Origin of the sequence: Brachybacterium phenoliresistens (assembly GCF_000576425.1) — a bacterium.
GTDB lineage: Bacteria > Actinomycetota > Actinomycetes > Actinomycetales > Dermabacteraceae > Brachybacterium > Brachybacterium phenoliresistens.
In genome coordinates, this window is sequence record NZ_KK070003.1 from 45654 (window position 1) to 60247 (window position 14594).

The 14594-nt window shown below is 74.7% G+C and carries 12 protein-coding genes and 1 tRNA gene; 9 read left to right on the forward strand and 4 right to left on the reverse strand.

The features are described from left to right. Window positions 1–16: 16 nt before the first annotated feature. Window positions 17–104, reverse strand: a tRNA-Ser gene (locus BF93_RS15815). A 77-nt stretch (window positions 105–181) separates the two neighbouring features. After that, window positions 182–1204 carry a substrate-binding domain-containing protein gene (locus BF93_RS15820; RefSeq protein ID WP_038373966.1) on the reverse strand — a complete coding sequence of 341 codons (1023 nt, stop codon included), beginning with the start codon at window positions 1202–1204 and terminating at the stop codon, window positions 182–184. Window positions 1205–1337: 133 nt separating this feature from the next. On the opposite strand from BF93_RS15820, the gene BF93_RS15825 reads away from it, so the two are divergent. From BF93_RS15825 to BF93_RS15840, 4 genes are read left to right on the forward strand one after another with little or no spacing between them, the layout of a single operon-like run. Further along, complete coding sequence (locus tag BF93_RS15825) at window positions 1338–2948, forward strand: HAD-IIIA family hydrolase (protein ID WP_038373967.1); 1611 nt, start codon at window positions 1338–1340, stop codon at window positions 2946–2948. 26 nt (window positions 2949–2974) lie between these two features. After that, window positions 2975–3931 carry a DUF8171 family membrane protein gene (locus BF93_RS15830; protein WP_051487079.1) on the forward strand — a complete coding sequence of 319 codons (957 nt, stop codon included), beginning with the start codon at window positions 2975–2977 and terminating at the stop codon, window positions 3929–3931. Then, window positions 3928–5739 carry an ABC transporter ATP-binding protein gene (locus BF93_RS15835; RefSeq protein ID WP_051487080.1) on the forward strand — a complete coding sequence of 604 codons (1812 nt, stop codon included), beginning with the start codon at window positions 3928–3930 and terminating at the stop codon, window positions 5737–5739. Before BF93_RS15830 ends, BF93_RS15835 begins: the two co-directional genes overlap by 4 nt. Next, entirely contained in the window at window positions 5736–6584 is an 849-nt protein-coding gene (locus BF93_RS15840) for an energy-coupling factor transporter transmembrane component T family protein (protein WP_051487081.1), read from the forward strand. The genes BF93_RS15835 and BF93_RS15840 overlap by 4 nt, the downstream gene beginning before the upstream one ends. On the opposite strand, the gene BF93_RS19410 is transcribed toward BF93_RS15840, so the two are convergent. Together BF93_RS19410 and BF93_RS15845 are read right to left on the reverse strand one after the other, a co-directional pair. Next, on the reverse strand, window positions 6550–6657 hold the full coding sequence (locus BF93_RS19410; RefSeq protein ID WP_084148624.1) for a methionine/alanine import family NSS transporter small subunit: 108 nt from the start codon (window positions 6655–6657) through the stop codon (window positions 6550–6552). The genes BF93_RS15840 and BF93_RS19410 overlap by 35 nt on opposite strands. Before the next feature lie 29 nt (window positions 6658–6686). Then, window positions 6687–8336: a sodium-dependent transporter gene (locus BF93_RS15845; RefSeq protein ID WP_038373968.1), complete on the reverse strand. Its 1650-nt coding sequence runs from the start codon at window positions 8334–8336 to the stop codon at window positions 6687–6689. 149 nt (window positions 8337–8485) lie between these two features. Here BF93_RS15845 and BF93_RS15850 point away from each other — a divergent pair, with 149 nt between their 5' ends. The 5 genes from BF93_RS15850 to BF93_RS15870 all read left to right on the forward strand — a co-directional run bounded on the left by BF93_RS15850 (window position 8486) and on the right by BF93_RS15870 (window position 14587). Beyond that, window positions 8486–9865, forward strand: coding sequence for a M20 family metallopeptidase (locus BF93_RS15850; protein WP_084148625.1), 1380 nt, complete (start codon window positions 8486–8488; stop codon window positions 9863–9865). 64 nt (window positions 9866–9929) lie between these two features. Next, window positions 9930–11510, forward strand: coding sequence for an AbgT family transporter (locus BF93_RS15855; RefSeq protein WP_038373970.1), 1581 nt, complete (start codon window positions 9930–9932; stop codon window positions 11508–11510). Between the two features lie 79 nt (window positions 11511–11589). Beyond that, window positions 11590–12720 (forward strand): hypothetical protein, encoded by a 1131-nt coding sequence (locus tag BF93_RS19870; RefSeq protein ID WP_038373971.1) that lies wholly within the window; start codon window positions 11590–11592, stop codon window positions 12718–12720. Next, on the forward strand, window positions 12717–13952 hold the full coding sequence (locus BF93_RS15865; RefSeq protein ID WP_038373972.1) for a sensor histidine kinase: 1236 nt from the start codon (window positions 12717–12719) through the stop codon (window positions 13950–13952). Before BF93_RS19870 ends, BF93_RS15865 begins: the two co-directional genes overlap by 4 nt. Beyond that, window positions 13949–14587, forward strand: coding sequence for a response regulator transcription factor (locus tag BF93_RS15870; protein ID WP_038373974.1), 639 nt, complete (start codon window positions 13949–13951; stop codon window positions 14585–14587). Before BF93_RS15865 ends, BF93_RS15870 begins: the two co-directional genes overlap by 4 nt. Window positions 14588–14594 lie beyond the last annotated feature (7 nt).

A 14594-nucleotide genomic window follows, 5' to 3' on the forward strand; every position in this document is an offset into this window, starting at 1 on the left:
GTCAGGGGCCGTTCTCTGGCGGAGGATGGGGGATTTGAACCCCCGAGGGCGTGAACCCAACACGCGTTCCAGGCGTGCGCCATAGGCCGCTAGGCGAATCCTCCAATGCTCATGGAGCGCTCACGAGAGTACCCGAGAACCGGGGCCGCCGCGAGCTGGCGGGGCGGCAGGCGGGTGTACGTCACACTGCAGGTCGTGGCGCCGCAGCCGTCGAGTCGCGCTCGCGCAGGACGGGGGCGACCCGCAGCGCCGCGTCGCGGACGCGGCCGCCGAGGCGCTCCCGGATCATCTGCGCGGCCAGGCGGCCCATCTCCTCGCGCGGCTGGTGCACGCTCGTCAGATGCGGCCGCACGGTCAGCGCCAGGTGGGAGCTGTCGTAGCCGACCACGCTGAGCCGCCCGGGCACGGGGACCCCGGCCTCGGCCGCACGGTGCAGCACCCGCACGGCGGCGACGTCGTTGGCGGCGAACACGGCGGTCGGGGCCGGCGAGCGGCCGGCCGCGACCCTCCGCAGCAGGTCGCGCAGCTGCTCGTCCAGCCGCGGACCATCGGCCGGACCGATCACCTCGATCCGATCGGCCAGCCCCCACCGGGCGGCCTCCGCCGCGAAGCCGGCCCGCCGCGCGGCGGGGCCGGGCCGGGAGGACGCGGTGACATGCACCAGCTGCCGGTGGCCGTGCTCGACCAGGTGCCGCACGGCGAGGGCCGCGCCCGTCTCGTCGTCGCAGTGCACGGTGTCGACGCCCGGGACGGGCTCCTGCAGCCGGCCGATCACCGCCACCGGCACCACGGCCGCGGCCGCCGACAGCGCCGCCGGGCCCAGCCAGGTCGAGGCGACGACGACCCCGTCGACCCCGAGGCCCAGCATCCGCGCGAGCTGCCGCTCCAGCTGGTCGGGGTCGCGCCGCCCCTGCGCGATCACCACCCCGGTGCCCTCGGCCTCGGCGTACCGCTCGATGCCCGCGATGACGTCCGTGTGGTACGCGTTGGCGAGGTCGGTGGCGATCACCCCGAGCAGGCCGCCGGCGGGCAGCGCCGGCCGCGGCGCGCGATAGCCGACCGCCCGCGCGGCCGCCAGCACGCGACGCCGCGTCCGCTCGCCCGCCCCCGGCCGGCCGCGCAGCACCAGCGAGGCGGCGGAGGCCGAGACCCCGGCCGCCCGCGCGACATCGGCGAGGGTGGGCCGGCCCGATGGATGTCCCATGCCTCGTTCCTAGCACCCGGGAATGCGCGCCGACCTGCGCATGTGCAGATCTGCAGAGGTTGTGGCCCCATCGTGCGCATCGGTTCACGCGCTGTTCATCCGGCCACGGGACGGCCTGCGTAGCGTCCCGGGCATGACCTCCACCGCGCCCCGTGCCCTGCTCCTCGACTTCGGCGGGGTGCTCGTCTCCACCGCCGCGCGCGCCGACTGGGCGCCCGTGCTCGCCCGGCGCGTCGTCGAGATCGCGGGCACCGCCGGGCAAGAGCTCGACCCCCGCCGCGCCGAGGCGTCCCTGCGGGCGGGCCGCGCGGCGCTGTCGCTGTGGAAGGACGCCGCCTCCCGTCGCCGCGCGCCGCGGGAGCTCGACCCCCGCGAGATCGTCGAGGACTTCCTGCTCGCGGATCTTCCCGATCCGGTCCGGGCCGCCGCCGGGCTGGACGCGCAGCGCCTGCTGCGGGCCAAGACCCTCGCCGTCGCCGACCACCACGTCCGCCCCGGGGTGCCGGAGCTGCTCGAGCACGCCCGCTCCCGCGGCATCGCCCTGGGCGTGGTCTCCAACGCCCACTCCGGCCTCGCGCACCGCGAGGTGCTGCGGGCCACGGGGCTGGACGCGCACATCGGCGTGCAGGTCTACTCCGACGAGGTCGGCATCCGCAAGCCGCACCCCGGCATGATCCACCGCGCGCTCGAGGCCCTGGGCGTCGCCCCGGAGGATTCCTGGTACGTGGGGGACACCCTGGACCGCGACGTGGTCGCCGGGCGCCGCGCCGGCGCGGGCCGCGTGATCATCACCCGCGACCGCCGCACCGACCGCACCCCCTTCGCCGTGGACGCCGCCCCCGACCTCGTGCTCGAGACCCCCGAGGGCCTCCTCGCCGAGCTGCGCCGCCTGCCCGACCGCCCCCGCGCCGCCGCCCCCGCCGCCGCGCCGATCCCGCCCCGCGACCCGGCCCCGGAGGCCCGCGACCGGCCGCGCCGCCCGGCGCTCCTGCTGGACCACGGCGGCGTCATCACCACCTCGACCCCCGATCCCTCGCGCGACGCGGAGGTCGGGGCGGCGCTCGCCGACCTCGCCGCCCGCTGCGGTCACGCGCTGGACGCCGAGGTCGCGGCCGCCGCCGTCGCCGCCGGCTGGGGGCGTCTGCGCGCGCGCAAGCGCGCCGCCCCCGAGGCGGAGATCGCCCCCGAGGAGCTGTGGGGCGACCTCATCGGGCGCGGCCTGCCCGGGCCGCTGCGCCCGGCGCTGCGGCTCGAGGCCCGCGAGCTGTCCGCGCTGCTGCACCGCGCCAAGGGGACCATGCGTCCCCGCGCGGGAGCGCTCGAGCTGATCCGCTTCGCCGCCGCGCACCGCGTCCCCCTCGGGATCGTCTCGAACACGATCTCGGGCCGCAGCGTGCGCGAGACGCTGGACGGCTACGGCATCGGCGGCCTCATCGGCCCGGCGGCGTACTCCGACGAGGTCGGGGTGCGCAAGCCCGGCCGCGGCATCTTCGCCGCGGCCCTCGCGGGCCTGGACGTCGATCCGGCCGATGTCTTGCACGTGGGGGACAAGGCCCTCAACGACGGCGCCGGCGCGCGCGGCGCCGGGATCGGCACCGTCTGCCTGCTGCGCGGCGGCAAGGATCCCGAGCCGGTGCTGGCCCGCGCCCTCGCCGACGGCATCGCCGACCACGTCCTGGACTCCCCGGCCGATGTCATCGGCCTGCTCGCCGACCGCCTCTCCCTCGTGCCCGCGACCCTCTGACCCCTCTCCTCGACCCTGGAGCCGACATGACCACCACGCCCCCTGCCACGCCTCCCACCACCCCGTCCACCACGGCCCCCGCCGATCCGGACGTCCGCCGCGGCCGCCTGCGCGGCGCCGTGGACGGCATCCGCACCGCGGAGCTGACCACCTCCCAGAAGCTCATGGTCTTCGTGCTGTCGATGTCCCTGTTCGGGCTCTCCAACATCATCCTGGAGATCATCCCGGACCCCTCCATCGGCCCCGTGGACGTCTCCGTCTCCTACATGGTGTTCGTCCCGCTGACGATCGCGGCCCTGTTCTCCCCGTTCTGGGCGGCGCTCGGCGCCCCGCTGGGCGAGATCGTGTTCACCGACCTGCTGATGGGCGACTTCTCGGGCCTCGCCGAGGTCGAGGGCTACCTGCAGATGTTCCTGGCGGTGTACATCGCCGGCTCGCTGATCCGCAACCCGCGCAGCCGGGTGCAGATCGCCGTCGGCGCGATCGTCGTCGTGCTCATCGACAAGATCCTCTCCGCGGTGGTGGACCTGTCGAAGGTCTGGATCGGCGTCGAGGACGCCGAGCTGGTCCAGGGCCTTCCCCAGTCGATGCTCGCGCTCGAGGCGATCGGCCTGGGCGTGGACGTGCTCATGAGCGGCGTGCTGCTGGGGGCGATCCCGGCGATGTGGCTGATCCCCTCGCTGCACGGCAGGATCGAGCCGCTGATGGGCATGCGCCCGCGCGTGCCGGGGGAGCCGATCCCGGGCTCCGCCCCGCGCACCCCGCTGTTCCTCGCCGCGGCGCTGGTGCTGTCGGTCGGCTCCTTCGGCTTCGCCTTCCTGGAGGCCTTCGACCTCTCCGCGGGCTCCTGGGAGCCGGACTTCCTGGACCGCTTCGGGAACTGGTTCGTGCTGGTCTCCGTCGCGGCGATCGCCCTCGTGCTGGTCGTGGCGATCCTCCTGTTCCGCCTCTCGCGCTCCGCCGCGACCACGGACGACCGATGAGCGCCCCCGCCTCCCTGCCCGCCGCGACCGACGCGGCGGACGGACCCGTCGATCCCGTGATCGTCGTCCGGGACCTGTCCTTCCGCTACCCCGGAGCGCAGCGCGACACCCTGCGCAACGTCGACCTCACCATCGAGCGCGGCGACTTCGTGGCGGTGGTCGGCGGGAACGGCTCCGCCAAGACGACCCTGTGCAAGACCTTCAACGGGCTGATCCCGCACTACTGGAACGGCGACTTCGCCGGCGCCGTCCACGTGGACGGCCTGGACACCTGGGAATCGGACGTCGCGGAGCTCTCCAGCCGCGTCGGCTACGTCTACCAGGACTTCACCGACCAGCTGGTGCGGCCCACCGTCCGCGACGAGGTCTCCTTCGGGCCGCTGAACTTCGGGCACGCGGACCACCGCGAGCGCACCGACGAGGCCCTCGAGCAGCTGGGCATCGCCCATCTGGCGCAGTCCTTCGTCTGGCAGCTCTCCGGCGGGCAGGCGCACCTGGTGGCCCTCGCCTCCGTGCTGGCCATGCGGCCCTCCGTGATCGTCGTCGACGAGCCGGTCGCCGAGCTCGACCCGGCCCGGGCCCGCGAGATCTACCGCCGGCTCGCGCAGCTGAACCGCGAGCGGGGCATCACGGTGATCACCATCGAGCACCATGCGGAGTTCGTCGCCGAGTTCGCCCGCTCCGTCGTGCTGATGGCCGAGGGCGCCCCCGTCTGGCACCTGCCGGTGCGCGAGGCCATGGCCCGCCACGCCGACCTCGAGGCGCACGGCGTGCCCGCCCCGGACGCCGTGGCCCTGACCGCGCACCTCGGACAGGAGCAGCTGGCCCTGGACGCCGACTCCGCCGCCCGCGTCCTGCGACCCCGCCGGCGACCCGAGCCGCCGTCCCCTCCGCCCTCGCCCCCGCGCGAGGCGGAGGCGGCCGATGCCGCCCCAGCGGCCCATCGGCCGCGCCCCGCGGAGGTCGTCGCCTCCCTGCGCGGCATCCACCACGGCTACCGCTCGGTCTCCGGCGGGCTCCAGGTCGTGCTCGAGGACCTGGACCTGGACCTGCATGCGGGGGAGCGGATCGCCCTGGTCGGCACCAACGGCGCCGGCAAGTCGACGCTCATGAAGCTGCTGACGGGGCTGATGGTCCCGCGCCGCGGCACGGTCACGGTCGACGGGATCGACACCCGCAGCCGCTCCGCCGCGCGCCTGGCCGACCACGTCTCCTACCTGTACCAGCATCCCGGCCGCATGTTCCTGCGCGAGAGCGTGCGCGCGGACGTGGCCCTGTTCCCCACGGGCCGGCGCCTGCCCGATGCCGCGGAGCTCGTCGAGGAGGTGCTGGAACGGGTGGGCCTGCAGCAGCTCGCCGAGCGCGACGGGCGCTCCCTCTCCGGCGGGCAGCAGCGGCGGGCGACGATCGGGATCGGCCTGGCGATGCGGCCCCGCCTGCTGCTGCTGGACGAGCCGACGTCGAGCCTGGACATCCGCTCCCGCGACGACGTCACCGGCATGCTCGCGTCCCTGGCCGGCACGGTGCGCTGCGCGGTCGTGGCCACCCACGACATGGACCTCGTCGCCTCCTGGGCGAGCCGGGTGATCGTCCTGGACCGCGGCGCGGTGATCGCGGATCTCACCCCGCGGGAGCTGTTCTCGCGCCCCGAGCTGACGCGGCGCGCCCGGCTGACCCCGCCGCAGGCCGCCCGCATCGGCCTCGCGCTGGGCCTGGACCCGCTGCCGCTGACCGCGGCGGAGGTGCGCGCCGCCCTCGACCCCGCCCTCGACACCCTGCTGGACCGTGTGCCCGAGGAGGCCCGATGACCCGCCGGACCCATGATGTGCTGAGCGTGGAGTGGGTGCGCCTGGAGCTGCTGCGCACCGCCTACTCCACCCGCGGCGGGCTGTTCTCCCGGATGGACCCGCGGGCCGTGCTGGCCTGGTACGTGCTGCTGGCGCTGGCGCCCTGGTTCACGCACGACACCGCCGTCCTGATCGGCCTGTTCGTGCTGGGGGCGATCGGCGTGGTGCTGGCCCGGGTCGGTCCGCTGGTGCTGGGGCTGTTCCTGGTCGGCCTGCTCGGCAACGTGCTCGGCCTGCTGGTCGCCTCGCTGTTCTTCGGCGGCGACCTGGGCACGCTGGCCGCCCTCGCGGAGCTGAACCTCAAGCTCGGCGCCGTGTCGATGGCCTCGATGGCGGCCTTCGTGTCCCTGGACCCGGAGAAGCTGTCCGATGCGCTGCTGTCGCTGCGCGCCCCGGAGCTGCTGGCCTTCGGCGTCAGCTATGGCTACCGGATGCTGCCGATCCTCGTGGACGAGTACGTGACCGTGTTCGAGGGGCAGCGCCTGCGCCACGCCCCGCCGCCGCGGCCCGGGATCCTGGGCTGGCGGGTGATCCTGCAGTGGTGCACGCTCGCGGTGACGGCGTTCTCGCCGATCATGCTCAACGTCGCCGGGACGGTGCGCACCACGGTGGAGGCGCTCGAGACCCGCGGCTTCACGTATGCGGCCGCGAATCCGCAGGGGCGCCGGCTGCGCCTGGCGCACCTGCGGATCACGGCGCTCGACGTGCTCGTGGTCGCGGCATCGGCCCTGGCGATCGCGGCGTGCTACGCGATCCCGGGCCTGCTGGGCGTCAGTCCAGCTCCTCCGGGTGGCGCAGCAGGTTGACGATCGCGGCGGCCAGGCCGCCCCACACGGTGGCGACGGCGACGAGCATCATGACGATGGCGGGTGCGGACATGGGGTCCTCCTTCGGGTGGGTCGGGCCGGTCAGGACGAGCGCAGGGCGTGCGGGGTGCCGGCGGTGACGTGCTGCGCGGGCTCGGCGTCCAGGCTGCGGCCCGGCTGGGCCTCCGGGGCGACCTCGTCGCCGTCGGAGTCCAGCTGCTGCAGGTGGGAGCGGGAGGGCCAGGGCAGCAGCGAGAGCACGATGCCGACGCCCAGCAGCGCCATCGCCATCAGCCAGCCGAAGACGAACACGAACCACGCCGGGTAGTCCGAGTAGGTCGTCTCGGCGGTGAGCAGGTCCTTCGTGGTCAGCGCGAGGGAGATCCCCAGCACCAGCGGGGCGATCAGGCCCACGCACAGGTACCACCAGCGGCCGATGGGGAAGCTGCCCTTGGCGTTGAGATGGTCGCGCAGGGTGGGCAGGCCGCGGGCCACGTAGGTGACCGCGATGGTGGACACGAGCGCCGCCCCGACGATCCCGTACTGGTTGACCCAGTTGTCCAGGGTGTCCAGCAGCCCCAGGCCCATGGTGGTGGGGAACAGGATGGTGGACACGAGCGTCAGCGGGATGCCGACGCCGAGGGTCGCCGCCACGCGGGAGAGGCCGAACTTGTCCTGGAAGGCGGCCACCACGACCTCGACGATCGAGATCAGCGAGGTGAAGCCCGCCAGCACCAGCGAGCCGAAGAACAGCACGCCGATCAGCGCGCCGCCGGGCGCCTCGCCGATGATCGCGGGGAAGGCGATGAACGCCAGGCCGATGCCGGCGTCGACGACGTCCTTGACCTCGACGCCCTGGGCCTGGGCCATGAATCCCAGCGCCGAGAACACGCCGATGCCGGCGAGCAGCTCGAACGCGGAGTTGGAGAAGCCGACGACCAGGCCGGAGCCGGTGAGGTCCGTCTTCTTCTTCAGGTAGGAGGCGTAGGTGAGCATGATGCCGAAGGCCACCGAGAGGGAGAAGAAGATCTGCCCGTAGGCGGCGACCCACACCCCGGGGTTCAGCAGCGCGGCCCAGTTGGGGCGGAAGAAGGCGTCCAGGCCGGTGAAGGCGCCGGGCAGCAGCATCGCCCGGACCACCAGGATGATGAACATGACCACGAGCAGGGGGATGAAGATCATCGCCGTGCGGGCCACGCCGTTCTGCACGCCGAGGGTCATCACCACGAGCGTCGCGATCCACACCAGGGCCACGGTCAGCAGCACCGGGCCCACGTAGTCGAAGGCGATGGTGACATCTCCGCCGCCGAGGGCCTGGGTGAAGCTGCCGAAGAACGCGGCCGGGTCGTCGCCCCAGCGCGTGTCGACGGAGAAGACGGTGTAGTTCATCGCCCACGCGATGATCAGCGCGTAGTAGACCGCGATGATCACGCAGATCAGCACCTGCCACCAGCCGATGAACTCGGCCCAGCGGCGGAAGCGGCGCCAGGCCAGCGGGGCCGAGCCGCGCCAGCGGTGGCCGATCGCGTAGTCGAGGAAGAGCAGCGGGACGCCGGCGGTGAGCAGCGCGACGAGGTAGGGCAGGATGAACGCGCCGCCGCCGTTGTCGTAGGCGACCGCGGGGAAGCGCCAGATGTTGCCGAGGCCCACGGCGGAGCCGATGGCGGCGAAGATGAAGGCGGAGCGGCCGGAGAAGGCGCCGCGGTTCGCGCTCTTCCTCCCGCCGGGGGCTGCGGGGGAGCTCTCGCTCATGGGGGAGACCTTCCGGGACGTGGACATGCGGGGTCCCAGGATTATGTCCCCAGATGGCGGCCGGTTCATCCCTCGGACACATTCTGGTCCGCAGGACGGACCTCGCGGGGTTCACGGGGCGGGGGACGGTGCCGCGCTAGCCTCGATCCATGCCCGATGCCACCGCGTCCCCCGCCCCGCCCGCCGCCGCGCGTCCCGCCTCCGAGCACGCGCCCATCTCCACCGCCTATCTCGACGAGCTGGCCGCCGCGACCGCCCTCGCCCGGCGCACCGCCGTCCACCCCGGCTCGGACTTCGCCGGGGCCGCAGAGGCGCTGCACGAGCGCCTCGAGGCCCGGGTCGAGACCGACCACGCCGAGATGGTCGCCCTCATGCTCGACCTCGCCGCCCACCCGGAGACGGCCTTCCAGGAGCACCGCTCGGCCCGCGCGATCGCCGACGTCCTCGAGGCCCACGGCATCCCCGCCCGGCTCGGCGTCCACGGCCTGGAGACGGCCGTCCGCGCCGAGATCCGCGGTGCGGGCGACGGCCCCACCCTCGCGATCCTCTCCGAGTACGACGCCCTGCCGGTGGTCGGCCACGGCTGCGGCCACAACGTCATCGCCGTGATGGGCCTGGGAGCCTTCCTGGCCCTGGCCGAGCTCGCCCGCGAGGATCCTTCGGCGGTTCCCGGCACCGTCGTCTTCCTCGGGACCCCGGCGGAGGAGGGCCACACCGGCAAGGAGCACATGGCGCGCCAGGGCGCCTTCGACGGCCTGGACGCCGCCGTGATGGCCCACCCCTACGGCCACGACCTCGCCGACCAGGCCTGGCTGGGCCGCCGCACCCTCACCGTCACCTTCCACGGCCACACCGCCCACGCCTCCGCCCAGCCCTTCATGGGCCGCAACGCGCTGGACGCGGCGAGCCTCATGTACCAGGGCATCGGCCTCATGCGGCAGCAGACCCCGCCCTCGGACCGCGTGCACGCCGTGATCCGCGAGGGCGGGGACCGCGCGAGCGTGATCCCCGACGAGGCCAGGCTGGACCTGTACGTCCGCTCCCTGGCCCCCTCGACCCTGCGGGACCTCTCCCGGCGGGTCGAGGACGTCGCGCGCGGCGCGGCCCTGATGGCCGGCTGCGGCGTCACCATCGCCTGGGACGAGCAGCCGCCGTCCCTGCCGGTGCGCACCAACGAGGCCCTCACCGGCCGCTGGGTGCTGGCCCAGCGCCGCCGCGGCCGCGACCCGCTGCCCCGCGGCGTGGTCTCCGAGACCCTCGCCGCCTCCACCGACTTCGGCAACGTGTCCTTCCGGATCCCCGGCATCCACCCCGTCATCCGGATCGCCCCCGGGGACATGGCCCTGCACACCCGGGAGTTCGCGGCCGCCGCCGTCTCCGACGCCGCCCGCGAGGCCGCGGCCGACGGCGCCTACGGCCTGGCCGCGACCGTCCTGGACGCCCTGCACGACCCCGCCCTCCTCGAGGCCGTCGCCGCCGAGTTCGCCGAGGCCGGCGGCGCCATCGACGTGCCCTCCTACTTCGACTGACCTCCTCGCCCCGCCCGACCTCCTCACCCCGCCCGCCCCGCCCCACCGTCCCCCGGGAGTCCCCGTGAGCACTGCACCCGCCGCCCCGCACGGCCTGACCGACCGCCTCCTCAGCGGCATCGAACGGGCGGGCAACAAGCTGCCCGAGCCGTTCATGCTGTTCCTCATCCTGTTCCTGATCACCGGCATCGTCTCGACCGCCATGGCCGTCGCGGGCGTGTCCGTCGAGGTGCCGGGCTCCGAGGAGCCCACCGTCATCAAGGGGCTGTTCACCGGGGAGGGGATGGCCTGGCTCACCACGAGCCTCGGCGAGAACTACATGGGGTTCCCGCCGCTGATCACCGTGATGCCGATCCTGCTGGGCATCGGGATCGCCCAGCACTCGGGACTGCTCGCCGCGGGGATCCGCTTCCTGTTCGGCAGATCCCCGGGCTGGCTGCTGCCCTACGTGGTGGGCTGCGTCGGGGTGATCTCCTCGATCATGGCGGACTCCGCGTTCGTGGTGGTGCCCCCGCTGGCGGCGCTGGTGTTCCAGGCCGCCGGCCGCCATCCGGTGGCCGGACTGCTGGGCGGCTTCGCGGCCGCCGGCGCCGGGTACTCCACGAACATCTTCCCCACCAGCCTGGACGCGCTCTTCGCGGGGATCACCACCTCGGCCATCGAGACCTTCTCCGGGCTCGGGGCGACGGCCGTGAACCCCGTCTCGAACTGGTTCTTCAACATCGCCTCCTCGCTCGTGCTGGGTGTCCTCGCCGGCGTCATCATCGACCGGGTGATCGAGCCGCGGCTGATCCGCCAGGGCGTGCCCCGGGAGGAGACCGCGGACGAGGGCGACCCCGCCGCGAGCTCCGGATCGGCCCGGCAGATGCGCGCCGCCCTCGACCCCGCCGAGCGGAAGGGACTGCTGGCCGCCGTCCTCGCCGGGGTCGCGCTCACCGCGCTGGTCCTCGTCGCCGCGCTGCTGCCGGAGTCGCCGTGGCGCAACGAGGAGGGCGGCTTCCTGCCCCGGTCCCCGCTGCTGAGCTCGATCGTGTTCCTGGTGTTCTCCTACTTCGTCGTGCTCGGGGCGGTGTACGGGGCCGTGGTCGGCACCCTGCGCTCGACCCGCGACGCGGTGGAGATGATGACGGCGGCGATCCGCGAGATGCTCCCGTTCCTCGTGCTGGCCTTCGTCCTGGGCAACTTCATCGCCCTGTTCAACTGGTCCGGCATCGGCTCCTGGATCGCGGTGACCGGCGCGGCGGGCCTCGAGGCCATCGGCCTGACCGGCTTCGGGGCGATCCTCGGGTTCATCCTGCTGGCCAGCGGCCTGAACCTGTTCATCATCTCCGGCTCGGGCATGTGGACGATCATGGCCGCGGTGTTCGTGCCCCTGTTCGCGCTGCTGGGCTACGAGCCGGCCTTCACCCAGGCGGCCTTCCGCGTCGGGGACTCCGCCACCCAGATCATCACGCCGATGAACCCGTACATGGTGGTGCTGCTGGGCATGCTGCGCCGGTACGAGCCCGCGGCCGGCCTGGGCACCCTGTTCGCCCGCATGCTGCCCTTCGTGGTGCCCTTCTGGCTGGTGTGGACGGTGATCCTCGCGGTGTTCTTCTTCGTCGACCTGCCGCTGGGCCCCGGCAACGACATCCGCCTGGGCTGATCCGCGCCGCGTCCCGCGGGGGAGGCGGTTCCCCCGCGCGGGGGAGGGCACCGTGCGCGCCGCGCCGCAGGCTCGAGGCATGGACATCTCACCGCCCCTGAACCGCCTCCTGCTCGCCGCGATCCTCGCCGGGACCCTCGGCGCCCTCACCGCCCTGATCTGGCTGCTCGCCCCGGGCACCTCGCCCCTGGCCACCATGGCCACCCCGCCCCCGCTGGTCGCCCTGCTGGGGGCGGGGCCGATGCACGGCGCGCAGCTGCTCGCCGCCCTGCTCTGCCTCGCCGCGGCCGCCGCCGCCCGGGCCCGCGGCACCGCCCCGCGCGGGCTCCTGCTGGGCGGCGCCGCCCTCGCCATCGTGGTGCCCGGCCTCGCCTTCGGCTCCATGGCGACCCTCTCGCACACCGGCTACATGGTCGCCTTCACCGTGCCCGTGCTGGTCGTGGCATCGGCCGCGGCGCTGATCCGCCGCGGCGGCACGGCCCGCTGGGCGGTCGGGGTCCCCGTGCTCGCCGCGATCGTCGTCGGGCTCGTCGCCGGCCGCACGGTGCTCGGCCACCTGGCCGCCGTCCTGCTCCCGGCCCTCGCCCGGGAGCTGGTGCCGCTGGCCTCGACGGCGCTGTTCGTGGGCACCGGCGCGATCTGGACCGGGATCGGCCTGCTGGCCCTCGCGGGCACCCCGGCGGCCGGCCGGATCGGCGAGGCCCTGCGCCGCCGCCGTCGCCTCTGGACGATCGTCGCCGCCTGCGGCCCCCTGCCCTACGCCCTCGCCCGGCTCACCTGGCTGACCCCGTGGCCGCTGTTCGGCGGGGAGATGGCCACCGCCGATCCCGCCACCCGGGTGTGGGGCCTCGCCCTGTCCGGCGGATGCTGGCTGGGAACGCTGCTGACCATCGGCCTGATCCGCCCCTGGGGCGAGGTCTTCCCCCGCTGGTTCCCCGCGGTGGGCGGGCGCCCCGTGCCCGTGGCGCTCGCCGCGATCCCCGGATTCACGGTCGCCGCGCTGCTGTGCTTCGCCGCCGTGCCGGTGGTGCTGTCCGGCGTCGGCACCGGGATCGGCCCGATGCGCGGCCTCGCCCTCGCCCTGGTCTTCCCCTGCTGGATCTGGGGTCCGTCCCTGGCCCTCGCGGTCGCCGGCTACGTCGCCCACCGCCGCGCCGCATCGGCCGGCTCTCGCCCCGTGCCCGCCGCATCGGCGAGGATGGCGGGATGAGAGGCAGCCGGCCGGGAGGGCGCGTGGCGTGGCTGATGGCCGGAGCGGCCATCTGCACCGCCGCCGCCCTGCTCGTCGCGCTGTTCGTCCCGCCCGAGCTGCGGGTGCGCGGCTTCGCCCCGATGGTGCTGGGCAGCGCGCTGCTGGGCGGGCTGGTGGGCCTGGTCCCGGGCGTGCGGGAGATCGAGGTCGCCGCCGCCCGCACCATGCTCGGCGTCGAGGAGGACCTCGTCGTGCCCGCCCGGCCGAGCCCCGCCCACCGGCTGCGCAGCATCGCCTTCGTGCAGGTGCACCTGCTGTCCGGGGCGGTCCTCGCCGCCGGCCTGACGATGGCGCTGCCCGCCTCGACCGTCGTGATCGTGGACGTCCTGCGCGGAGGCGCCGGCTCCTTCCTCCCGCTGCCCGCCGATCCGCTGGGCCGGGCCGCGGCAGGGATCGGGGCGGTGCTCCTGGCGGTGCTCGTCCTGGTCATCTGGTGGCCGCTCGGCGCGCTCGCCGCCCGCCTGGCCCCGGTGCTGCTGGGCCCCACCGCGCAGGACCGCCTGGCCCTGGCCCTGGCCCGCAGCGCGCAGGAGGCCGCCCGCACCCGCATCGCCCGGGACCTGCACGACGGCATCGGCCATGCGCTCACCGTCGTCTCCCTGCAGGCCGCCGCGGGCCGGCACGTCATCACGCGGGACCCCGCCTCCGCGGAGGAGGCCCTGGCCCGCATCGAGGACACCGCCCGCCGTGCCCTCGAGGAGCTGGACGGCATGCTCGCCGCCCTCCGCGAGGACGCGCCGTCCGGCGGCGCAGAGCCCTCCGGCCAGCACCGCCGCCGCCTCGAGGCGGTCCTGGCCGAGCATCGCCGCGCCGGCATGGACCTGCACGCCCAGGTCGACGTCCCGCCCGACCTCCCGGCCGTGCAGGGCGAGCACCTGGTGCGGATCCTCGCCGAGCTGCTGGCCAACGCCCACCGCCACGGCGGCCCCGGCCCCGTGGAGCTCCGCCTCGGCCCCGTCGGATCCGTGCTGCATCTCGAGGTCAGCAACCCTCTCGCCGATGCGGCCGATGCGGCCGATGCGGCCGATGCGGACCCTGCCGTCGAGGACCGGATGCCCCGCCGCGGCGGCCACGGCCTGCCGGGCCTGTCCGAGCGCTGCGCCCTCTTCGGCGGCGAGCTCGAGGCCGGTGCCGAGGCCGGCCGCTGGAGGGCCCGCGTCCGTCTCCCGATCCTCCAGGAGGAGCCATGACCTCGATCCGTGTGCTGCTGGCCGATGACGAGCCGCTGGTGCGCCAGGGCCTGCGCATGATCCTCGACTCCGAGGACGGCATCGAGGTCGTCGGGGAGGCCGCCGACGGCGCCGAGGCCCTCGCCGCGGCCCGCCGCGAGGAGCCCGATGTCATCTGCATGGACGTGCGCATGCCGGGGGTCGACGGGATCCGCGCGACGGAGCTCGCGCTGCGCCTGCCGCATCGGCCGCGGGTGCTGGTGGTGACCACCTTCGAGCACGACCAGTACGTGCAGGAGGCGCTCGCGGCCGGCGCCGCGGGCTTCCTGCTCAAGCGCGCCCGCGCGGAGGAGATCGTGCAGGCGGTGCGCACCGTCGCCTCCAGCGACAGCCTGCTGCTGCCCGAGCACGCCCGCGCCCTGCTGCGCCCGCGACCGCGCCGCGCCCGCCCCGACGGGCCGGAGCTCACCGCCCGCGAGTCGGAGGTCCTCGCCCTGCTCGCCGAGGGGCTCAGCAATGCCGAGATCGCGGACCGCCTGCAGCTGGGCGTCGAGACGATCCGCACCCACGTGGCGGCGATCCTCCGCAAGCTCGGCGCCCGCGACCGCACGCAGGCCGCCGTCATCGCCTATCGGTCCGGTCTCGTGGAGCCCTGAGGAGGGG